The organism is Limnobacter thiooxidans, from assembly GCF_036323495.1.
Taxonomy (GTDB): domain Bacteria; phylum Pseudomonadota; class Gammaproteobacteria; order Burkholderiales; family Burkholderiaceae_B; genus Limnobacter; species Limnobacter thiooxidans.
This window is the reverse complement of record NZ_AP028947.1, coordinates 1,833,300-1,855,107: the sequence shown is the minus strand read 5'-3', so window position 1 is coordinate 1,855,107 and position 21,808 is coordinate 1,833,300. Positions and strand designations below refer to the sequence as shown.

Annotated in this window: 18 protein-coding genes; 12 read left to right on the top strand and 6 right to left on the bottom strand. The window is 52.6% G+C overall.

Translation table 11 applies throughout. The features are described 5' to 3' along the window. The first annotated feature begins 1 nt into the window (after position 1). The 3 genes from RGQ30_RS08525 to dcd all read left to right on the top strand — a co-directional run bounded on the left by RGQ30_RS08525 (position 2) and on the right by dcd (position 2,222). Positions 2–1,003, top strand: a complete 1,002-nt coding sequence (locus RGQ30_RS08525; RefSeq protein ID WP_298217179.1) for an alpha/beta fold hydrolase — start codon at positions 2–4, stop codon at positions 1,001–1,003. 75 nt (positions 1,004–1,078) lie between these two features. Continuing rightward, the gene (locus tag RGQ30_RS08520) at positions 1,079–1,600 is read left to right on the top strand and encodes a hypothetical protein (RefSeq protein ID WP_130556323.1); all 522 of its coding nucleotides are present in this window, start codon (positions 1,079–1,081) and stop codon (positions 1,598–1,600) included. A 55-nt stretch (positions 1,601–1,655) separates the two neighbouring features. Further along, positions 1,656–2,222, top strand: a complete 567-nt coding sequence (gene dcd, locus RGQ30_RS08515; RefSeq protein ID WP_130556324.1) for a dCTP deaminase — start codon at positions 1,656–1,658, stop codon at positions 2,220–2,222. Here dcd and RGQ30_RS08510 read toward each other — a convergent pair. Continuing rightward, positions 2,186–3,202, bottom strand: coding sequence for a hypothetical protein (locus RGQ30_RS08510; protein ID WP_298217180.1), 1,017 nt, complete (start codon positions 3,200–3,202; stop codon positions 2,186–2,188). The genes dcd and RGQ30_RS08510 overlap by 37 nt on opposite strands. Before the next feature lie 319 nt (positions 3,203–3,521). Here RGQ30_RS08510 and RGQ30_RS08505 point away from each other — a divergent pair, with 319 nt between their 5' ends. Continuing rightward, positions 3,522–5,777 carry an arginine/lysine/ornithine decarboxylase gene (locus tag RGQ30_RS08505; protein ID WP_130556326.1) on the top strand — a complete coding sequence of 752 codons (2,256 nt, stop codon included), beginning with the start codon at positions 3,522–3,524 and terminating at the stop codon, positions 5,775–5,777. A 250-nt stretch (positions 5,778–6,027) separates the two neighbouring features. Next, entirely contained in the window at positions 6,028–6,366 is a 339-nt protein-coding gene (locus tag RGQ30_RS08500; RefSeq protein WP_338284338.1) for a hypothetical protein, read from the top strand. A 114-nt stretch (positions 6,367–6,480) separates the two neighbouring features. Here RGQ30_RS08500 and RGQ30_RS08495 read toward each other — a convergent pair whose 3' ends face one another. After that, on the bottom strand, positions 6,481–7,683 hold the full coding sequence (locus RGQ30_RS08495) for a PLP-dependent transferase (RefSeq protein ID WP_130556328.1): 1,203 nt from the start codon (positions 7,681–7,683) through the stop codon (positions 6,481–6,483). 34 nt (positions 7,684–7,717) lie between these two features. Next, entirely contained in the window at positions 7,718–9,058 is a 1,341-nt protein-coding gene (gene argA, locus RGQ30_RS08490; protein WP_130556329.1) for an amino-acid N-acetyltransferase, read from the bottom strand. Positions 9,059–9,209: 151 nt separating this feature from the next. Between argA and hrpA the strand changes: the two genes are divergently transcribed. Genes hrpA through RGQ30_RS08475 form a run of 3 tightly spaced genes read left to right on the top strand, consistent with a single transcriptional unit; the run spans position 9,210 to position 14,718 of the window. Next, the gene (hrpA, locus tag RGQ30_RS08485; RefSeq protein WP_130556330.1) at positions 9,210–13,127 is read left to right on the top strand and encodes an ATP-dependent RNA helicase HrpA; all 3,918 of its coding nucleotides are present in this window, start codon (positions 9,210–9,212) and stop codon (positions 13,125–13,127) included. Positions 13,128–13,149: 22 nt separating this feature from the next. Further along, a complete protein-coding gene (locus RGQ30_RS08480) occupies positions 13,150–13,914 on the top strand; it encodes an EI24 domain-containing protein (RefSeq protein WP_130556331.1) in 765 nt (254 codons plus the stop codon). Positions 13,915–13,935: 21 nt separating this feature from the next. Beyond that, positions 13,936–14,718 (top strand): competence/damage-inducible protein A, encoded by a 783-nt coding sequence (locus RGQ30_RS08475; RefSeq protein WP_130556332.1) that lies wholly within the window; start codon positions 13,936–13,938, stop codon positions 14,716–14,718. Positions 14,719–14,829: 111 nt separating this feature from the next. Here the strand turns inward: RGQ30_RS08475 and RGQ30_RS08470 are convergent, their stop codons facing one another. Continuing rightward, on the bottom strand, positions 14,830–15,387 hold the full coding sequence (locus RGQ30_RS08470; protein WP_420915141.1) for a phasin family protein: 558 nt from the start codon (positions 15,385–15,387) through the stop codon (positions 14,830–14,832). Positions 15,388–15,657: 270 nt separating this feature from the next. On the opposite strand from RGQ30_RS08470, the gene RGQ30_RS08465 reads away from it, so the two are divergent. Both RGQ30_RS08465 and RGQ30_RS08460 read left to right on the top strand, forming a co-directional pair. Then, complete coding sequence (locus RGQ30_RS08465) at positions 15,658–16,527, top strand: histone deacetylase family protein (RefSeq protein WP_298217182.1); 870 nt, start codon at positions 15,658–15,660, stop codon at positions 16,525–16,527. Between the two features lie 103 nt (positions 16,528–16,630). Next, on the top strand, positions 16,631–17,539 hold the full coding sequence (locus RGQ30_RS08460) for a serine hydrolase (protein WP_298217183.1): 909 nt from the start codon (positions 16,631–16,633) through the stop codon (positions 17,537–17,539). Positions 17,540–17,547: 8 nt separating this feature from the next. Here RGQ30_RS08460 and RGQ30_RS08455 read toward each other — a convergent pair whose 3' ends face one another. Further along, positions 17,548–18,348: an IclR family transcriptional regulator gene (locus RGQ30_RS08455; protein ID WP_130556335.1), complete on the bottom strand. Its 801-nt coding sequence runs from the start codon at positions 18,346–18,348 to the stop codon at positions 17,548–17,550. Between the two features lie 138 nt (positions 18,349–18,486). Between RGQ30_RS08455 and RGQ30_RS08450 the strand changes: the two genes are divergently transcribed. Both RGQ30_RS08450 and RGQ30_RS08445 read left to right on the top strand, forming a co-directional pair. Then, entirely contained in the window at positions 18,487–19,227 is a 741-nt protein-coding gene (locus RGQ30_RS08450; RefSeq protein ID WP_298217784.1) for a (Fe-S)-binding protein, read from the top strand. Positions 19,228–19,245: 18 nt separating this feature from the next. After that, positions 19,246–20,655, top strand: coding sequence for a LutB/LldF family L-lactate oxidation iron-sulfur protein (locus RGQ30_RS08445; RefSeq protein ID WP_130556337.1), 1,410 nt, complete (start codon positions 19,246–19,248; stop codon positions 20,653–20,655). Positions 20,656–20,723: 68 nt separating this feature from the next. Here the strand turns inward: RGQ30_RS08445 and RGQ30_RS08440 are convergent, their stop codons facing one another. Beyond that, on the bottom strand, positions 20,724–21,779 hold the full coding sequence (locus RGQ30_RS08440; protein WP_130556338.1) for a quinone-dependent dihydroorotate dehydrogenase: 1,056 nt from the start codon (positions 21,777–21,779) through the stop codon (positions 20,724–20,726). Positions 21,780–21,808 lie beyond the last annotated feature (29 nt).

Genomic DNA, 21,808 nt, shown 5'->3' with positions numbered 1-21,808 from the left:
ATTGCCTAAAGAGAACCTGTCCTTTTCAAAGTTGGCCTCGCCATCCCCGAAATCGGGGTTGGCTGGGGCTTGGTCACGCCCTCAGGCGTTGCTTGATTTGGGTGGGAATGTGGCTGTCTGGGCAGAGCAGGGCAATGCCAAGGCACTCAGCCAACCTTTAAGACCTTCTCCGTGGCTGGTGCTTCATGGTGGCCCTGGTGGCAGTTTGAGTGCGTCCCATGTGGCACCACTGCGTTATGCTGGCTTGCCTTGGTTCGGCTTTGATCAACGCAACAGCGGGTTGAGCGAAGACCTCGATTTAAGCGTGATTGACTTGCAGCGTTACATTGATGATGCACTGGATGTCGCAGACACCCTGGAAATCAAACAGTTTCACATACTGGGTGGATCCTGGGGGGCAACGCTGGCCCTGGCCTTGGCTGCTTATCGCCCGGAAAGGGTCGTCAGTGTCGTTTTGCGGGCGCCGTTTGTTCCCCTGCGTTCCAGGGTCGATGCCTTTTTCGAAGCGCTTGAAAATGTTGCCCCTGTCTATTTTGCGGACCATTTCGGGCCAGGTGCCCGAACATCAACTGTGTGTGAATGTTTTGACGTCGCCACGCCAGAACATCTGGTCGAACTGTCTATAGCCTGGAGTCGTCTTGAAACAGCTTTGCTGACCGGTGAACCTCTGCAGAATTCGAAGTCGGGCTTTCTCTCGGACACCCAAGAGCTTGGATTGGTCAGAAAGTATCGGCTTCAAGCCCATTTCCTGAAGCACGATTGCTTTCTGGGGGCTGCGGATTGGGACAAACTGGTGGCTGAATGTGCGCAAGCTCCGTGGAAGCTCAGTATTGTGCAAGGTCTGGCTGACAGGGTTTGTCCGCCCGGTGGGGCACGCATGCTCTCTGAAAGTATCCTTAGGACCTCCTTGATTGAACTTCAAGGCACAGGTCACCTGGCACAGTCGGGTGCGATGTTGACGGCACTCTCGGAGGCTGTGAGCCAACATCACCTTCCAGCCTGAACGGAATAACTTTGGAACCTTTGTTGAAACCACGTCTACTCAATTGTGGTTGCAACCCAAACGAGGCACTCCAATATGAATTTCCGTCCAGGTCAGTTCGAATCGAAGCCAAAGGGTGCGCCTGCTGCTTCTGCGGCTACAACTTCCACCAAGCCTAAAATTCTCGTAAACGGTTTTACCCCCGCAGAATCAATCCTGCTTCACGATGCCATCCAGCTTGCAAAAATGCAGTGGTTTGACGGTGAAAACGTCGTTATGGGTAAAAAAGAGCAGTTTGAACTGTCTTTTCGTCCTGGGGAGTCCGCCCAAACCCGTTGGGTGGTCATGGCCTTCCCCCTGTACAACATGAACGAGCCTAATTCAGCTGAAATTTGCCTTCATTTTTTGGCTGAAGCGTTCACGATGATCCACGTGCTTGATTTTCAATATCAGGTGGGAATCAACATGGACACGGAGAATCTTGAATTTTTGATGCAACTTCCCTTGACCGGGGTGACGGCCGCCCAGTTGGCCGAGTTGATCCGTGTTTTCTTTGATGCCCTGGCCAACTCGGTGATGCAGGAATTAAGCCAGATTCTTGAAGAGATGAATCAGTGATGCCCTTGCTCATGTAACATTCGGGAATATTGAACTTCCACGAAAAAAACCCAACATGAGCATTAAATCTGACAAATGGATTCGTCGAATGGCCGAAAGCACGGGCATGATCGAGCCATTCGAACCCGAACAGGTTCGCTTTTCGGGCGACACACGAATTGTGTCCTATGGAACCTCGAGCTACGGGTACGATATTCGCTGTGCCAACGAATTCAAGATTTTTACCAACATCAACAGCACCATTGTTGATCCCAAGAATTTCGATGAAAAAAGTTTTGTGGATTTCAAGGGTGATGTCTGCATTATTCCGCCCAATTCATTTGCTTTGGCTCGCACGGTCGAATACTTCCGCATCCCCCGTAACGTGTTGACCATTTGTTTGGGGAAAAGCACCTACGCACGTTGCGGAATCATCGTGAACGTTACTCCATTTGAGCCCGAATGGGAGGGTTATGTAACCCTCGAGTTTTCCAATACCACGCCACTGCCTGCTAAGATTTATGCGGGTGAAGGTTGTGCCCAGGTCCTGTTCTTCGAAAGCGATGAAGTTTGCGAAACGTCTTATCGTGACCGGGGTGGCAAATATCAAGGCCAGGTGGGTGTGACTTTGCCAAAAACCTGATCGCCTTGAATGGCGGTGATGTTGCCTTTCCAGTCCTGAAACAGGTGAACATTGGACTTGGCCAACAACAATGCGACCAAGGCCACCCCACACACCGCCGCAGCCACAGTTGAAATGCCCACCAGCAGGGGTGACAGCGGGATCGACAAGCCCGCGGCAAGCCCCACACCGGCAGTCAAGCCCAGCCTGCACCCAAGAATACTCCCGGTTTTTTTCGCCAGCAGGCGTTCGCCAATGGCTGTTCCGAGGTGTTTGTCATAAGACACCAGTACCTTGTTGATGAATTGAAAGGTGAAATACGCGAAATGCATCAACGCACGCGTAACCGGACCGTACTGGTGAAGATTTTTCCACATGTAGCTGCAGTGGCCTTTCCTTCTCTGTGGATCATTTGAGCAGACCAGGGAGTGGCCACGATGCAGATGTCTCGCCCATTGCCGAATAGCCGACACCATGACCGAACCCGACCGTTGCTCCAGTTTCCTCAATAGATGACCCAGGACCGTTTCCTTTCCCTTCAACAAGGTGTTTGCAACGGGCTCATACAATCGAATAGGTCGGGATTTTTCTGCTTTTAACTCAGCCATTTCAGCTTGACTGCGCAGCGCCCCAAGCCTGGTTTTGGCAAGCCCCCAGGTAGCGAGACTGAGCAAGCTTGAGAGGGCGTAGAGCGAAGCGCCGGCAACTTTGTGCACTGCCATGCCAACCAGGTTCATCTGCCCGGCAACTATTCGCCCCACCGCAGAAGCCAGGACCAAGGCCAGGTCGTTCTTGTCACCCGACGAAATCATGTACCTGACCAGCCGTTCTGCAAGTCCAGAAATGTCAGCGCAGCTCTCGGCAATCTCTTCCATACAATCGCAAACATGAACCAAACCCCGCATAAGCGGACTTTTGTATTGTTCCGGCGTGGTCAGCTTTCGATCGATGTAATGGCAGTTCCCGGGTGAGGCCTGCATTGTTTTGCGAACCCGTGCCATGCGTTCAAATCCTGCTTCGTTTCTGTCCAGATACGTGTCCACTCGCCTTGTGAAATGCTTGATTGCCTGGAATGATTCTTTTGTGAAGGAAGCGTGATGGGTTTGCGCATTAAGACTGATTCGCATGGTTCTTCGAATGGCTCTAAAGGGGGCCATTGAACCCGTTGAATGTGACATTTCCGTGAAGTCACTACATCGAGGGATAATTGAGCGACAATAGGACTTGGTGCAGGGCACCACGTAGTGGATAATGCAGGCTTGTTGTGGCTTTGGCGTGTTTGATGCCAGCCCGTTTTAAACCCCGATCACAGGAAGATCAATGAAATTTCGTTTTCCCATTGTCATCATTGACGAAGATTTCCGCTCCGAGAATGCATCTGGTCTCGGCATTCGCGCCTTGGCTGACGCAATCGAAAAAGAGGGCGTTGAAGTACTGGGAGTGACGAGTTATCACGATCTTTCCCAGTTTGCCCAACAGCAAAGCCGCGCAAGCGCTTTCATATTGTCGATTGACGATGAAGAATTCGGCTTGGGTAGCAAAAAGGAAATTGAAGACGCACTGCAAAACCTGAATAATTTCGTTCAGGAAATCCGCTTCAAGAACGCAGACATTCCAATTTATTTGTACGGTGAAACCCGCACATCGCGACACATTCCCAATGCCATTCTGAAAGAGTTGCATGGCTTTATTCACATGTTCGAGGACACACCGGAATTCGTGGCCCGTCACATCATTCGTGAAGCCAAAAGCTACCTGGACTCACTGGCGCCCCCGTTTTTCCGCGCGCTTGTACATTACGCGCAAGATGGTTCCTACTCTTGGCACTGCCCTGGCCATTCCGGCGGCGTAGCGTTTTTGAAAAGCCCTGTGGGCCAGATGTTTCACCAGTTTTTTGGCGAGAACATGTTGCGCGCTGACGTTTGCAACGCGGTAGATGAACTAGGCCAGTTGCTTGACCACACAGGGCCTGTGGCTGCCTCTGAACGCAATGCTGCCCGCATTTTCAATGCTGACCATTGCTTCTTCGTGACCAATGGCACGTCCACTTCCAACAAGATGGTGTGGCACGCCAACGTGGCGCCAGGCGACATTGTGGTGGTTGACCGCAACTGCCACAAATCGATTTTGCATTCCATCACAATGACAGGCGCCATTCCGGTTTTTCTGACCCCAACTCGCAACCATTTGGGCATTATTGGTCCCATTCCGCTTGAAGAGTTTCAGCCAGAAAGCATTGCCCGTAAAATTGCAAACCACCCGTTTGCCAGCAAGGCCAAGAACAAGAAGCCCCGTATTTTGACGATTACGCAAAGCACCTATGACGGTGTGCTGTACAACGTGGAAATGATCAAGGAAGTGCTAGGTTCTGAAATTGACACTTTGCACTTTGACGAAGCCTGGCTGCCACACGCCAGCTTCCACCCCATGTACAAAGACATGCATGCGATTGGAAAAGACCGCCCGCGCACCAAGGATTCCTTGGTGTTTGCCACGCAGTCCACTCACAAGATGCTGGCTGGCTTGTCGCAGGCCTCGCAAATTCTTGTGCAGGAATCCGAGAACCGTAAGCTGGACCGCCATATTTTCAACGAAGCCTATTTGATGCACACCTCGACCAGCCCGCAATACGCCATTATTGCCAGCTGTGACGTGGCTGCAGCCATGATGGAGCCACCCGGTGGCACCGCTTTGGTTGAAGAAAGCATCATTGAAGCACTGGATTTCCGCCGCGCCATGCGCAAGGTGGATGAAGAGTTCGGTGACGACTGGTGGTTCAAGGTGTGGGGCCCTGACGTGTTGAGCGAAGAGGGAATGAGCCCGCGCGATGACTGGCTCATTCACACCACTGACACCTGGCACGGCTTTGGCAAAATGGCCAACGGCTTCAACATGCTCGACCCCATCAAGGCCACCATTGTGAACCCGGGGCTGGATGTGAACGGTCAGTTTTCCGATGCGGGCATTCCAGCTTCGATCGTGACCAAGTACCTTGCCGAGCATGGTGTGATCGTGGAGAAAACAGGTCTGTATTCCTTCTTCATCATGTTCACCATTGGCATTACCAAAGGCCGCTGGAACACGCTGGTGACTGCACTGCAGCAGTTCAAGGATGATTACGACAAGAACCAACCCTTGTGGCGCGTGATTCCCGAGTTTTGTCAGGCCCATCCCCGCTATGAACGCGTGGGCTTGCGCGACCTGTGCAACACCATTCACGACATGTACCGCAAGAGTGATGTGGCACGCTTGACCACTGAAATGTATTTGAGCGACATGCAACCCGCCATGGTGCCGGCAGATGCCTACGCCAAAGTGGCTCACCGTGAAATCGAGCGTGTCGCAATTGACGACCTGGAAGGCCGCATTACGTCTGCGTTGTTGACACCTTATCCACCAGGTATTCCTTTGTTGATTCCGGGTGAAATATTCAACAGCACCATCATGGACTATTTGAAGTTTGCTCGGGATTTCAACAAGCAATTCCCAGGTTTCGAAACCGACATTCATGGTTTGGTCGAGATCGAAGACGAGAATGGCAACGTTAGCTACTTCGTGGATTGCGTGAAGGTATAAGCATCGCAAGCCATGTTCGGCGTGCGTTGCGCCGGCCTTTGAGTCGGTGTTCGATGCTGCTCAACAACGCTTTTGTTGAGCAGCCTTTGAGGTGTTCATTGCTGCTCATCTCGCCTTGGACAAGGCCGATTTCCCGTCTCGTTGATTCTGGCTTGGGGTATGCGACACGCTAAAGCGTGCTCGCATCGATTCCTCTCGGAATCGCCCCGCGCTGCTAATCAGCCGGGAAGCCTTGCCCTGAATCGGCAAGATGATGCAGCAAACGAACACCTCGCTCAGGCTGCGAACTTGCGCTGGTGAAAGGGCTGGTGATTCACTGAACGCCGCAGGTCGCAGGTCGCAGGTCGCAGGTCGCAGGTCGCAGGTCGCTTTCAGCGTGTCACAGGCGCTGTTCTTCGAGTTTGCGAAGGCAGCGTGGCCCTCGCACCGCCATTCAAGAAAGCCTGCCCGTTTTGAATTCACACGCAACGTTCGGCTGCAAGCCGACACCGTGTTCGGCCATGTGTTTTGCCGAACCACGGTGAGTAAGTGTGACATTCAAAAAAGGGAAATACAGGCTTTCGGCGGAAGAGGGTATGCGCCTGCGTAAACGAATCAATGGATAGGCGTATTACGACATGCACCTTGCAGCCTGAAAGGTCAGCGTCTTGCAGCCTGAAGGGTCAGCGCCTTGCAAGCAGACAAAGAAACCGGCGCGTGTAGCTTAAACTGCAGCCTCAATCGCCTGCATCAAGTCCGCGATCAAGTCTGCCGGTTCTTCCAGCCCAATCGCCAGTCGAAGTATCTGCCCGCACACGCCATCGCTTCCTGCCAAATGCCGCTTGCGGCTTTCAGGAACATTGACAACCAAAGCCAGGCTTTCCGGGCCGCCCCATGAATAAGCAATCTTGAAAAGCTTCAGGTTGTCGACAATTTTGCAGGCTTGTGCGTCGGTGAATTCAGGTTTCAACACCACTGAAAAAATACTCGCAAAACCGTTGAAATCACGCTTGTAAAACGCATGGCCGGGGCATTCTTCAAACTCAGGGTGCAGCACCTTTGCAATTGCTGTATTTCGGCTCAATGCCTTTGCTACCTGCAAGCCACTTTCAGCTTGTTTGGCATAGCGCAATGGCAGCGTAAGCAAGCCTCTCAACACCAGGCTGCAGTCGGTGGGTGAAACACCCAATCCCAAAATCCGGTTCTTTCTTTCAACGTCTGCAAAGGCTGCGGTGTTGTTGCTCAATACTGCGCCCATCAGCACATCCGCGTGGCCACACTGGTACTTGGTCAACGCCTGCACGCTGAAATCAAAACCGTGTTCAAAGGGTTTGTAGGCAATACCTGCGGACCACGTGTTGTCGATGCCTGTTCGAATGCCTTGTGCCTTGGCTGTAGCCAGAATTGATTTCAAATCAGGCACTTCGAAGGTGAGTGAACCGGGCGCTTCTGTCCAGATCAATTTGGTATTCGATCGGATGGCCGATTGCACAGTATCTGCATTGCAGGGGTCGTATTCAGAAAACTCGATACCGCAATCTGCCAACAGATTTCGCGCCAGCGCTTGAACCGGGCCATACACATTTTCTGGGATCAACCAGTGGTCGCCAGTTTTAAGGCAAGCCTGTGCAACCAACACAATGCCAGTCAGCCCGGAAGGACACACCAGTGCATGCACGGTGCCTTCGATTTCAGCCAACCTTTTGGCCAGTGTGAATTGGGTGGGGTTGCCATGCAGGCCGTAGCTGTAATCCAGCCCTAGGGGGTCCACTGCAGCACGTTGTGCCTTAGTGCTTTCGAAAAAAGTGCTGGAGCCACGATATACCGGCACGGGCAAGGCTGAAAATCCGCTTGCGCTGACCGGTTTTGAATGAACAATCTCAGTGCTCAGGCCATGGGCAGAATCGTGGTGCTTGAAGGTGCTCATGTGGCATCACTCCGGGAGTCAAGGCAGGGTGAATTCACAGGGTTTTAATCATCACCTGGGATTTTCTGTTCCAGTCGTAGAGGCGTTTGCGTTCAATGGGTAGCTTGTCCACATCGCCCACCACGAAGCCGCGCTTCAAAAAGAAGTGGGAAGTCTGTGTGGTCAATACAAACAGCTGTTTCAAACCTTGCTTGCGCGCATCGTGTTCAATTTTTTTCAGCAGGCGTTCGCCATCACCGGTACCTTGCCAGGAGGGGTGTACCACCAGGCAGGCGAGTTCTGCCAAACCTTCGGCGTGGTAAGGGTACATGGCCGCACAGCCCCACAAGATGCCGTCGTGTTCAAGCACGGTGAAATGGTCAATGTCACGTTCAATGCGGTCGCGTCCGCGGCGAACCAGAATGCCCGCCATTTCAAGCGGCTCAATCAGGGTCTTGATACCGCCAGAATCATCCAGCGTGGCGTGTCGCAGGCTTTCAAGGTTTTCTTCCGATACCATGGTGCCCACGCCATCGTGCGAGAACAGCTCCAGCATCACGCCACCATCCAGGTTCAGCGGCACAATGTGGGCTCGCCCCACACCGCCTTGAACGGCAAGAATGCAGCACTCCAGGTAATCTTTGGTCAGCTCGGGCAGGTCGTGTTGCAGCATGATTTCGCGTGCGCGGTCCAGCTCCAGTTCTTCCAGCAGCTTGCCATTCTTGTCAAATATGCCTTCAATCTGGCTGACGAAAATCAGCTTGTCCGCCTTGATGGCCCGCGCCGTGCTGGTCGCTACATCTTCCATGCTCAGGTTGAATGCTTCGCCGGTGGGCGAAAATCCAATTGTGGACAGCAACACGATGGCGCTGCTGTTCAAGCTCATCTGAATTGCAGGCACATCTATTTTTCGAACCAACCCCGTGTGCTGCAAATCCACTCCATCCAAGATGCCCATGGGGCGCGCTGTAATGAAGTTTCCGGAAATGACACGCATGGACGAATGTGCCATGGGCGTATTGGGCAAGCCTTGTGAAAATGCCGCTTCAATGTCCAAGCGCAATTCACCTGCGGCTTCTTTCGCACACTCCAGTGCGCCTTTGTCGGTAATTCGCCAACCCTTGTGAAACGCGGGTTGAATGCTTCGCAATGCCAGCTGCTCTTCAACCTGGGGGCGTGACCCGCAAACCATCACGATTCGCATGCCCATGGCATGCAAAAGTGACAAATCCTGGGCCAATGAATTCAGGTAACCCTGGTGGGCCAATTCGCCATCCACGGCCACCACAAAGGTTTTTCCGCGAAATGCGTGAATGTAGGGCGCAACAGTTCGCAGCCATTGAACAAAGGTCTGGCTGTTCATGGAAAGGTCGTCGTTGCTGGGGGCGTTGCTCATTGGCTTGGGGGCTGTCCTGAAAAAAGGGAATACACTGTGGGGCAGCCGCAGCCGCTCGTCCGATTGATTATAATTTCCGATCGCGTCCCGTCCAGTGTTCTCGCTGTTTTTCCCCGATTTGATCGGATTTTGAACCCCATATTGGTTATTTGTGTTGTCAAAAGAACAAATTCTTCAGCTCCCACCCGAAATTCGATATCCCGAAGAGTTGCCGGTCTCCCAGCGCCGTGAGGAAATCAAGCAACTGATTGCCCAAAATCAGGTGGTTATTGTGTGCGGCGAAACAGGCTCGGGCAAAACCACGCAGCTACCCAAAATGTGCCTGGAATTGGGGCGTGGCTTGAAGGGACAAAGCATTGTTCACACGCAACCGCGCCGGTTGGCGGCCACGGCCACGGCCAAGCGCATTGCGCAGGAACTGAATTCCGAGATTGGTCAATGGGTGGGTTTCAAGATCCGGTTTCAGGATGCATCCAATGCAAACACAGCGGTCAAGCTCGTCACCGATGGTATTTTGCTGGCTGAAAGCCAGACCGACCCGCTGTTCAAGAAATACGACACCATCATTATCGATGAAGCGCACGAGCGTAGCTTGAATATTGATTTCCTGTTGGGCTACTTGAAGGATGTACTCAGCAAGCGGCCTGATTTGAAACTGATTGTGACCTCGGCGACCATTGACGCTGAACGGTTCTCAAAGCACTTTGAAAACGCAAAAGGCCAGCCAGCGCCTGTGATTGAAGTGTCCGGACGTTTGTACCCCGTGGAAGTGCGTTACAAAGACCCCAACGATTTCGACACCAGCCGACGTAAAAACGCACCAGTCAATCTGGCGGATGAAGTGGATGAAGATGCCTTTCAGGCCGCCACACTGGATGCCGTCGAAGAGTTGTGCCGCGAAGGGCAGGGCGACATTTTGATGTTCCTGCCCGGTGAGCGTGAAATTCGCGACATGGCCCACTTCCTGACCAAGAACATGCGCCAGCAACTGGAAGTGCTGCCTCTGTTTGCAAGGCTGACCGCCCAGGAACAGGAACGCATTTTCAAACCCAGCGGGCGAAGGCGGATTGTGTTGTCCACCAACGTGGCGGAAACATCGCTGACCGTGCCCGGTATCCGATACGTGATCGATTCCGGTGTGGCCCGTGTCAAACGCTACAGCTACCGCAACAAGGTGGAAATGCTTCAGGTTGAGCGCATTTCCAAGGCGTCCGCCAACCAGCGAGCCGGGCGTTGCGGGCGGGTTGCCAATGGTGTGTGCATTCGCCTGTATGCGGAAGCTGATTTTGCGGGCCGCACCGATTACACCGATCCGGAAATTCTGCGTTCCTCCTTGGCTTCTGTGATTTTGCGGATGAAAAGTCTTCACCTGACTGAGGTGGAGGACTTTCCGTTTTTGCAGCGCCCCATGGGGCGAGCCATTGCCGATGGCTATCAACTGTTGAGCGAATTGAATGCGCTGGATGATGCGGGCAGGCTCACCAAGATTGGTCGAGCCTTGTCAAAGTTGCCGCTTGACCCCCGAATAGCCCGCATGCTGTTCGAAGCCAGCCAGCGCGCCTGTTTGAGCGAGATGCTGGTGCTTGCCGCTGCGCTTTCCATTCAGGACCCGCGCGATCGCCCGATCGATGCACAGGAAGCCGCAGACAACGCCCAGCAGCAATTTGAAGACACAGAATCCGATTTCATGTCTTTCCTGAAACTGTGGAGCTTTTATACCGATTTGAAAGGCAAAAGCCAGACAAACCGCGAAATCAAGAACACGCTGCAACGCAAATTCCTGTCAGCCAACCGCCTTCGCGAGTGGGGGGAGGTTCACCAGCAACTCACCTCCATGGTGAAAGAGCAAAAGTGGCACCTGAATGACGCTCCGGCCAATTACGATCAAATCCATCTGGCCCTGATGTCTGGCCTGTTGGGCAACATCGGGTTGAAACACGAAACCGATCCGGTTTATCTGGGTGCGCGAAGCATCAAGTTTTCCATTCATCCTGGGTCCAACCTGTTCAAGAAGGGCGGCAAGTGGATCATGGCGGCTGAACTGGTTGAAACAACGCGGCTGTACGCGCGCAATGTAGCCAAAATTCAGCCCGACTGGATTGAGAAAGTGGGCAGCCACCTGGTGAAACGCAACCACAACAACCCGCACTGGGAAAAGGGTTCTGGCCAGGCAGTGGCCATGGAAACCGGCACCATCTACGGCTTGCCAATTTATTCGCAACGCCGTGTCAGCCTGGCCCGCTTCAACCAGGCCGAGGCCCGCAGGCTAATGATTCACGAAGGCCTGGTGCCGGGGCAGGTGAAAACCAATGTGCCTTTCTATGTCCACAACCGCAAGCTTGTTGAAGACCTTGAAAAGCTGGAACACAAGGCACGCCGACAAGATATCCTGGTGGATGAAGGCCTGATCGCCCAGTTTTACGACGAAAAATTGCCTGCGGGTGTTTACAACCAGCAGACTCTGGAAGTGTGGGCCAATCAGGCCAGCAAAGACATGCTGGCTGCACTGTACCTGAGCAAGGAAGATTTGCTGAGCAAAAAGGCCGGCGACATTACCACCGAGTTTTATCCCAAAAAACTGGAAATGGGTGGGCTGGCCTTCGACCTGAGTTATCACTTCGAGCCAGGCAGCCCGCGAGACGGTGTCACATTGACCATCCCGTTGATGCTATTGAACCAGGTGAATGTGGGGCGCACCGAGTGGTTGGTGCCGGGCATGCTGAAAGAAAAAGCACTTCTGTTGCTTAAAAGTTTGCCGCAGAAAATTCGCCGCCACTGCGTGCCTGTACCCCAGTTTGCAGAAAAGTTTGCCGAGGCGCATTTCGACCCCAAGCTGTACGAAAAGCCTTTGCTTGAGCGCCTGCGTGACTTCGTAGCCAGCGAGACACCGGCCCGCCCACTGCTCAGCGATTTCCGCATTGAGACACTGCCCCCGCATCACTTCATGAATTTCAAGTTGCTGGACGAGCACGGCCGGCAATTGGACATGCAGCGCAGTCTGTCTGCACTCAAGGCAGAGTGGGGCAGAAAAGCCCAGGAAAGTTTTAAAAGCTCAGCGGTGGTGGAGCAGGTGCGGGCCCAGGTGGGTACTCAATCCAGTTCTGTCGGTGCGGCGGCTGGCAAAGTGAGCAGCAAGACGCCAAGCAACGCGGCAAGTAACACCGCCCCAGGCGCTGCGTCAAGAGCAGCTGAGAACAATGGCTTCACCGATCAACCGATTACAGACTGGAATTTTGGCAACCTGCCCGACATGCTTGAAATCAAGCGCGGGGGGCAAACATTTTTTGGTTACCCAGCCCTCAAAGACATGGGCGAGCATTGCATCATCGAAGTGTACGATGAGGAGGAAATCGCCCGCAAAGTGCATCTGGATGGTGTGCTTCGCCTGTTCAACATTGCATTGAAAGAACCGCTGAAATACCTCACCAAAAATTTGATTGATTTTCAGAAAGTGGCCATGTTGTACATGCCCTTGGGGTCTTCCGAAGAGCTGCAATTGCAATGGATCAAGTTGACGCTGATGCGCAGCGCTCTGGCAACTGGGTTGCCCACTACGCAGCAGGAGTTCACAGCCAAGACACAAGAGGCCAGGGCACGAATGAACTTGATTGCACAGGAAATTGGCAAAATCCTGTTGGTTATCCTGAATGAGCACAGCGCTCTCAGCAAAAAGCTGCAGGCCTCGGCCAAGTCATTCCCCGATTGTGTGGCAGACATCCAAAACCAGCTCAACTGGCTGTTGCCCAAAGGTTTTCTGCTGAAAAAACCCTGGGAACAATTGGCCCATTACCCCCGCTATTTGAAAGCCGCTCAAATTCGTCTTGAACGTGTTCGCAACTCGATTGACCGAGACAAGCAATTGATGAAAGATGTCACGGATCTTCAATTACACTGGATCCGTGCCAGTTCGCAGCTGAAGGGACAGGAAGATGAAAGCCTGAACCAGTTTGCCTGGCAGTTGCAGGAACTGCGGGTTTCCTTGTTTGCCCAAGAGCTTCGAACACCCATGCCAGTGTCTGTGAAACGTTTGCAAAAAGCTTGGGAAACCATGGCTCGCCGTCACCAATAGGCCTTCAACTACAGGAAGCTGTATGAACAGTGCAATGTCGATTTTATTCAATGCTTTTATCGATTCCTTTCGACCTAAAATGTTGATGTTGACCCTGGTCTCCGTGGCCATTGCTTCTGTGTTCTGGCTCGTGGTGATCTGGTTGTCGGTCGACCCTCTGGTCAATGTGGCCATGTGGGCCTTGTCATTCATTGGTCTGGACTTTTCAGCTGAAGCGGTTGCCACCGATGCGGCCTTTCTTGGCTGGCTCAAAGTTATTTTGGTGCCGCTTGCCGTGTTTGGCCTTTTGTGGCCAATCGTGGCCACATCCGCCGTGCTGCTGGCTGGGCTGTATGTCACCCCACCGGTAGTCAACTACCTGACCGACAAAGAATTTCGTGGTATCGAAAAAAAGGGTGATTCCGGGTTTGTCATGAGCCTTTGGGTCACCCTCAAAGCGGTGATCGTTTTCCTGATTGCATGGATAGTTACCTTGCCCTTGTGGTTGATACCTGGAATGGCCTTTGTATTGCCTGTTTTGCTGACGGCGTACCTCCTCATGACTGTGATGCGCTTTGATTCGCTGTCAGGCCACGCCACGAAGCTGGAAATGGTCGAAGTCAAAAAACGAGATAGCACCTCCGCATGGCTTATCGGGCTTGTGTGCGCTTTCCTGAGTTTTATCCCACCAATCTTGTTGATCATGCCCGTGATGTCAGCCCTCGCTTTCACTCGCCATTACATGGGCACACTTGTCCAGGTCAGGCAAAGCAAAAAAATTGATGCACCCGTGATCCAGTCCTTCTAAATTCAACAGCAGAGCAGAAAAATGGCAGTACCTAAAATTGGCTTAATCGTGGTTGGCGATGAAATTTTGTCGGGTTTGCGGCAGGACAAGCACATTCCCGCCACAATTGAGCGGCTCTCAGCTCGGGGGCTTCATTTGTCCTGGGTGCAAATGGTGGGCGATGATCGGGAGTTTCTGACTGAAACCTTGAAGCGATCTTTTGCAAGTGACCACATCGTGTTCAGTTGTGGTGGCATTGGCGGTACGCCTGATGACCACACACGCCAAGCCGCGGCCCAGGCTTTGGGGCGCCCGATTGTTCGTCACCCTGGGGCTGTGGAACTGATTCGCCAGCGCTGCGAGGAGAGCGGTCAGCCCCTGGACGAGTTCAGGCTACGAATGGCAGATTTTCCCGCTGACGCAAGTTTGATCCCCAACCCTTACAACCGCATCGCAGGGTTTTCAGTGGGTCGTCATCATTTTGTGCCTGGTTTCCCCGTCATGGCCTGGCCCATGATTGAATGGGTGCTGGACACGATTTATCCTGAATTTCACCATCAGGAACTGGAATACAAAAAAGCATTGTTGCTCTTCAATACGCCAGAGGCCCGCATTACTCCGGTCATGGAGCAGCTTGAATCCAGTTTTCCTGATTGCAAGTTGTACAGCCTTCCCAGCGTGGGCGACAACAAACTGGCCCGGCACATCGAGTTGGGTGTGAAAGCCCGGGGCGGTGTTGATAAAAAGGACATCGTGTCACAGGCTTTTATTGAACTACTTAAAATTCTGGAAAGCATGCAGTGCAAATTCGAGTTGATCGTTTGAATTACTGAACGTCAATTTCAGATAAAAAAAAAGCCTGCCACAAAAGAGGGCAGGCTTTGAGAATTCGTTCCAGGAGGAACGAGGAGACACCTTTACATGCAAGCGCTTGATTTAAGCGGCTTTGCGGGCCTTTGAAGAGGCTGTGTTGGCGGCCTTGATGGTTGCGCTTGTGGCGGCATCCATGTTGGCTTCTGCCATTTCAACAGCTTGTTTTGTGGCCTTGCTTACGCTGTCGTAAGCGGTATTCGCTGCGGTCAAAGCAGACTTCATCAGTGCAACGGCACCTTCAGAACCTGCTGGCGCATTTTTGCTGGCTGACTCAAAGAGTTCAACGAATTTCTTGTTGCTTTCAGACACTTGCTCTTCAACCAGTTTCGCTGCTTCAGAAACCATGCCTGAAGACAACGCATACATGTCCTTGCTGTAGGACACGGCTTTCTCGGACAATGGCTGGGCCACTGAAGAAGACACGGCCATGAAGTCTTGAATGTCTTTGGCGGATGACAGTGCTTTTACAGCTTCAACGCTGTCTTCCATGTATGATTTAACGGCATTGAGGTGCAACTCAACAACCTTTTCGACGTTGCTGAATGATTTCTGGCTCAGACCCAGGATTTTTTCAAGGTTGGATTTTTGAACGTCAAGAATTTGCTCGGGGGTCATCATCATTTTTTGCTCCGTCAGGTTTTACCGCTAGGTTATTATGGCGTGGTTTCGTTTGGATCCCATCACATCTCTGTCACCGTTTGATGCGGTGCACAAATTGAATTCTACCAAATTAAATTCTGCTGTCAACAAAAATGTTGCAATGCAATAAATTGTGTTCGTTCTGTTGTATTAACCATGATTGAAGTTTTTTATACCGATGAGTTTGTACTGCCATTGCCACCAGGCCACCGCTTTCCTATGCAAAAGTATCGGATTCTTCGCGATAAGGTGATGGCAAGTAATTGTTCTGGAACGCTTTCGGTTCCTTTGGCAGCTACTGCCGGGCAACTGGCCTTGGCCCATTGCCCAGCTTACGTAGCCAGAATAGAACAAGGGAACGTTTCCGCCGATGAACAAAGGGAAATCGGCTTTCCCTGGTCCACTCAAATGGTGGAACGTTCTCTTCGTTCGGTTGGGGCCACTGTTTCTGCTTCGCGGAGTGCGTTGCAGCATGGCGCAGCGGTAAATCTGGCAGGTGGAACTCACCACGCCAAGCATGCCAAGGGTGGTGGCTTTTGCGTGTTCAACGACCTCGCTGTCGCTGCAAGGGTGTATCAAACAGATTACATTGCAAACGTTGTGAAGCACGCGAAGCGCCAGATTCCGAATGTGCTGGTGATTGATCTGGATGTGCACCAGGGAGACGGCACAGCTGAAATATTGGAAAACGATTCCAGTGTGTTTACTTTTTCCATGCATGGCGAGAAGAATTACCCTTTCACCAAGGCTGTCAGTGATCTGGATATCGCACTGCCTGATGGAACTGGGGACGAGTTCTACATGACTCAGTTACAAGCCGCTCTAAACCAGATTGAAAATTGCTTTAAGGCGGATCTGGTGTTGTACGTAGCGGGGCTTGATGTGCATCATGCTGATCGTTTGGGCAAGTTGGCGCTGAGTGATGAGGGTATTAAACTGCGTGACCAGATTGTGCTGGACTGGGCTGCAAAACAAAGATTGCCGGTGGCCGCTGTCATGGCTGGAGGGTACTTCCCCGACCTTGAACACCTCACAGATTTGCAGTTGGGCGTGGTGAAAAGACTTGCAGAATATGGCGAACACTACGTCAGGCAGGTATATTCAAGAAATAGCTCGAATTAGACGGCATAAAACCTTGTTATTATTGGATGGAACACCTTGGCGGCCTGTTCCATTCTGCGTAGAATTCACTCATTGTTAGCGACTATAAAAATACATAAACACCATGACTCTCAAAGCATCCGCAATCAAAGGTTTTTTAGTTTGTTCCATGGTGTTTTGTTCGCTGGCTAACGCGGGCCCCAATGGGGTGGAACGCGCAAGCCTGAAAAGTGCACACGACCCCTTGTCGTTGAACAGTTCGGTGGCACTCGTGGCTGATGCAGATTCCCTCGAAGTGTTGTATGCCAAAAACCCATCGGCGGTTTTGCCGATTGCCTCCATCACGAAACTCATGACGGTTGTGGTCACCCTCGAGGCCGATCTGGACCTGAACGAAGTGATCACCATCACCAATGCCGACATTGATTATTACAAGAACACAAGCTCACGCCTGCGGCCTGGCAGCGAATTCACCCGCCGTGAATTGATTCATCTGGCCTTGATGGCCTCTGAAAACCGTGCAGCCTCCGCCTTGGGCCGAAGCTACCCCGGTGGCCTTGCCGCTTGTGTGGCTCAAATGAATCGACGTGCCGCCAGCCTGCGCATGATCAACACGAATTTTGCGGAAACAACTGGTTTGTCTGTGGAAAATAAATCCAGCGCGAACGACCTGGCTCGAATGGTATTGCACGCACAAGGTTTTCCTTTGATTCGCCAGTTTTCAACTGATCCTCAGTTTTCAGTTCAATCGGGCAAGGGCCAGCTTAACTTTCGCAATACCAATCGGCTGATCAAGAACAAGGAATGGGATATTCAGGTTCAAAAAACCGGGTTTATCAATGAAGCAGGGCGTTGCCTGGTGATGAAAGCGCGTGTGGGCGATCGAAACTTGGTCATCGTGTTGCTGGATGCATTGGGCTCGCAAGCCCGTTTTGCCGATGCAGAGCGAATCAGGGAATATGTAATGGCAGTCAATTCACAAACCCCGACTGCCCCGACTACCCCGATAGCCAACTATGCGGCTGTGAAATAACACAGCCCTTATATTCTGAAACGCCCGCTGGGTGGAATAACCCGCCCCTGCCAGCCCAATGAGGCGCTAATGCGCTGGGCTGTGTGAATCAGCTCCTGCAACCAGTCTTCTTGAATGCGGTCCGCCGGTGCTGAAATTGACAAACCGGCGATCAGCTTCGATGAGTCGTCGTAAATGCCCGCTGCCATGCAGCGAACACCCATTTCCAATTCTTCGTTGTCGCGGGCAAAGCCTTCAGTCCTCACCAAAACCAATTCTTTTTCCAGTTTTTCCAGCGTTGTCAGGCTGTTCAGCGTGGTGCCACGCAAGGTGGTTCTGTCCGCATAGAGCTTCAGGGTGTCGTGGCTTTCAGCTGCCAAAAACAACTTGCCGGTGGATGTCAAATGCAGTGGCGCACGGCCACCAATGGCGCGAACCACCTGCATGCCAGACCGTTCACTGTAAGCGCGGTCCACATACACAATTTCATCGCCTTGCCGAACTGACAAATTGACGGTTTGCCCGGTGAGTCGATGCAGTTTTCGCATCAATTCCAGCGCTGCATCCCGCACGTTCAAGCGCGCTTTCACCAGGTTGCCCAGTTCAAGTAAACGCATGCCCAAACGGTATAAGCCGGGGTCTGTGCGATCGACAAGTCGGCAGGCCACCAGATCATTCAAAATTCTGTGCGCAGTGGATGGGTGCAGCTTGGTGTCACGTGCCAGGTCCTTCAATGCAACGGGGTCTTGGTGTTCAGCCAAGGCGTCCAGCAATTGCATCATTCGTTCAATCACCTGAATACTGGTGCGGCCAACTGACTCTTCACTCATATGGGGTAGTTCCTTTTCATGCAGTGAGAAGTTTAAACCATATTGTGAAACACGTCACTCGTTATGGTTATCACTACTGGCTGGAAAAGGGCGTGCTGCATACACTTGAGAGGTTTTCATGCACTTTGGGGAAATGCCTTGCGTGTTGGTTTGTTTGTAACTTGTCTGGTGGAGTCCATGAGGCCATCCATCGGGTTTGCGGCACTTGATTTGCTGGAGTCGGCTGGTTGTGATGTCATCGTTCCTCAAGCTCAAACCTGTTGCGGGCAGCCAGCCTGGAATTCTGGTGACATGCCCAGCGCGCACAAGCTCGCACAGAAGTGGCTATCCGAGTTTGAACAGTTTGATTACGTGGTGGCACCCTCCGGGTCTTGTGCAGGCATGGTGAAAACACATTACACGGCGGTATTCAATAATGACCCTGATTTGAAGATGCGTGCCGCACGACTGGCTGAACGCACCTATGAGCTGACTGATTTTCTGGTGAATGTGCTGGGTATCGACCAAGCGAAACTGGGTGTTTCCGAGTTGAGCCAAGTGACCTACCACGATTCCTGCAGTGGTCTGCGTGAGTTGGGGATTCAAAAGCAGCCCCGTGATCTGATCCAGAGGATGGGTGGCGTTGAGATCCTGGAAATGAAGGACAGCCGTCAGTGCTGCGGGTTTGGTGGCACATTCGCCTTGAAGTACGGCGAAGTTTCCAGCGCAATTTGTACCGACAAGTGTGAGCAAATACAGGCCACAGGCGCACAAGCCGTGGTGCTGGGCGACCTGGGGTGCATGATGAATATTGAAGGCCGCTTGCGCCGCATGGGCGACAATACCCAGGTTCTTCATGTCGCTGAGTTGTTGACTGGCCGCAAGCCCGGCCAAATTTAATTAAAGGCAGTAAACACCATGCAAGTACAAAGCATGTTTTTCGAACGCAAGGCCAGCGAGAAGCTGAACGATCCGCGTTTGCAGGAAAACCTCAAACGCCTGTCCAGCAAGTTTGTGAATGCGCGGGCAACCAGCATTCTCGAGTTGGATGATTTCGAGGGAACCCGTTCAGCCGCTGTGGATATTCGTAACCGAAGCATTCAAAGCCTGGATGTGTGGCTGGAGTTGTTTGAACAAAAGGCCACAGAAACTGGTGCCCGTGTTTTGTTCGCCCGAACACCTCAGGAAGCTGCGCAACTGGTGGTGAAAATCGCTCGCAAGCACGCTGTAAAAACAGTGATCAAGTCCAAATCCATGGTCACTGAAGAAATGGCTCTGAACAAGGCACTTGAAGCCGATGGCGTGAAAGTTCGTGAAACGGATCTGGGCGAATACATTTTGCAGATCAATGACAACGAGCGGCCCAGTCATATCATTGCGCCAGTGGTTCACAAGGACAAGGAGCAGGTTGCAGATCTGTTTGAAAAGCATCACCACCTGCCCCGGAAAACCGATATTGCGGAAATGACACGCGAAGCGCGTGAAATTTTGCGCCCCCAGTTTCTGGCAGCTGACATGGGCGTGACGGGTGGCAATTTCATTATTGCCGACACAGGCTCCGTTGCGCTGGTCACCAACGAAGGCAACGAGGGCATGTGCACCATCAATCCGCGTGTGCACGTGGCCATCACAGGTGTTGAAAAGGTGGTGCCCACACTTGAGGATTTTGCAACGCTGATGCGCCTGTTGCCCCGTTCAGCCACCGGACAAAGCATCTCGAACTACGTGTCCTTGTTGACAGGCCCGAAGCGTGTAGGTGACCTGGATGGACCTGAACACATGTATTTCGTGATTCTGGACGGGGGGCGCACAGGCTTGTTGGGCGGGGAGTTTGAGGAAATGCTTCGCTGCATCAAGTGCGGCGCCTGCATGAATCACTGTCCGGTTTACCAAAAAATTGGTGGCCATGCCTACGGTTGGGTTTATCCGGGCCCAATGGGGTCTGTGCTTACGCCCAGTTACACCGGAATTGAGAAAGCGCTGGACCTGCCGCAGGCCGCCACCTTGTGTGGTGAATGTCACGTGGTGTGCCCAGTTAAAATTCCATTACCTGATTTGTTGCGCAAACTGCGTGAACAGCAGTTTTCACGCGGCCTGCGCCCTTGGCAGGAAAAGGCAGCTTTCAAGGTCTGGGCTTTTGTGGCCCAAAGGCCTGCGCTATACCGCATTCTTTCCCGCGCAGGCATCAAGGCGATGGCCTGGTGGGGAAAGCGCAAGGGGGTAATACACAGCCTGCCCATGGCCAAAGGCTGGACCGATCAGCGCGATTTCCCTGTGCCTACAGGAGAAACTTTTTCAAGCCTTTATCAAAAGCGCAATAAAAAGTAGGGGTTTGAATTTCGAGTTCCCACGTCCCGGCTCAAGACAGGCCTGGCACGTGGGTCATAGACCTTCAATCAAGTGCGGTTCGCATGGGCTTTTCTTTTGCAATTCAAGCGAATAGTGGCCGCACATTCAGTGACCAAGGCCGGGCCTTTGTAAATCAGCCCTGTGTAAATTTGAACCAGCTTTGCACCAGCACGGATTTTTTCAACGGCGTGTTCACCACTTGAAATGCCGCCCACGCCGATGATTGGAACGTCATCGCCCAATTCCGAATAAAGACGCTTGATCACATGCGTGGATTTTTCGAGCACTGGTGCGCCGCTCAATCCTCCCTGCTCATCGCCGTGTGCAAGGCCTGAAACACTGCTTTTGTCGATGGTGGTGTTGGTGGCAATGACACCGTCAAATCCAAAGTGGGTCAGGCGCTGAGCAATGGCATCGATCTGTGCGTCATCCAGGTCGGGTGCAATTTTTAGTGCCATGGGTTTGTAGAGGCCATGTTCATCTGCCAAGGCTTTCTGCTTTTCTTTCAGAGAACCCAGCAGGATATCCAGGCTGTCGCCACCCTGCAGGTCGCGAAGGTTCTTGGTGTTGGGCGAAGAGATGTTCACCGTGATGTAGGTTGCATAGGGGTACACGGCTTCAAGGGCTTTCAGGTAATCGTCTGCAGCCTGTTCCACTGGTGTGGCTGCATTTTTCCCGATATTGATACCCAGAACGCCGGGGTAGTTGCTGGCTTTCACGTTGCGAATCAGGGTGTCCACCCCCTCGTTGTTAAAGCCCATGCGGTTAATCAATGCATCCGCTTGTGGCAAGCGAAACAGCCGTGGCTTGGGATTACCCGGCTGAGGCTTGGGCGTTACAGTGCCTACTTCCAGAAAACCAAATCCCATCAGCCCAAGTTCGCTGATGTAAGCTGCGTCCTTGTCAAGGCCCGCTGCCAAGCCCACCCGGTTGGGAAACTCTATGCCCATGACCTTCACCGGATCGGAAACCGCGCTGGGTGATAAGGCTTTCAGCAAACCAACCTTGCGCAGCATTTGCAGATTGCTGAAGGTGACGTGGTGCGCCTTTTCCGGGTCAAGGGCAAACAGGGCGGGGCGAATCAGGGAGTAGGGCAGCAGCATGGTCAAACAGGGCCAACAAGGCCAGCAAG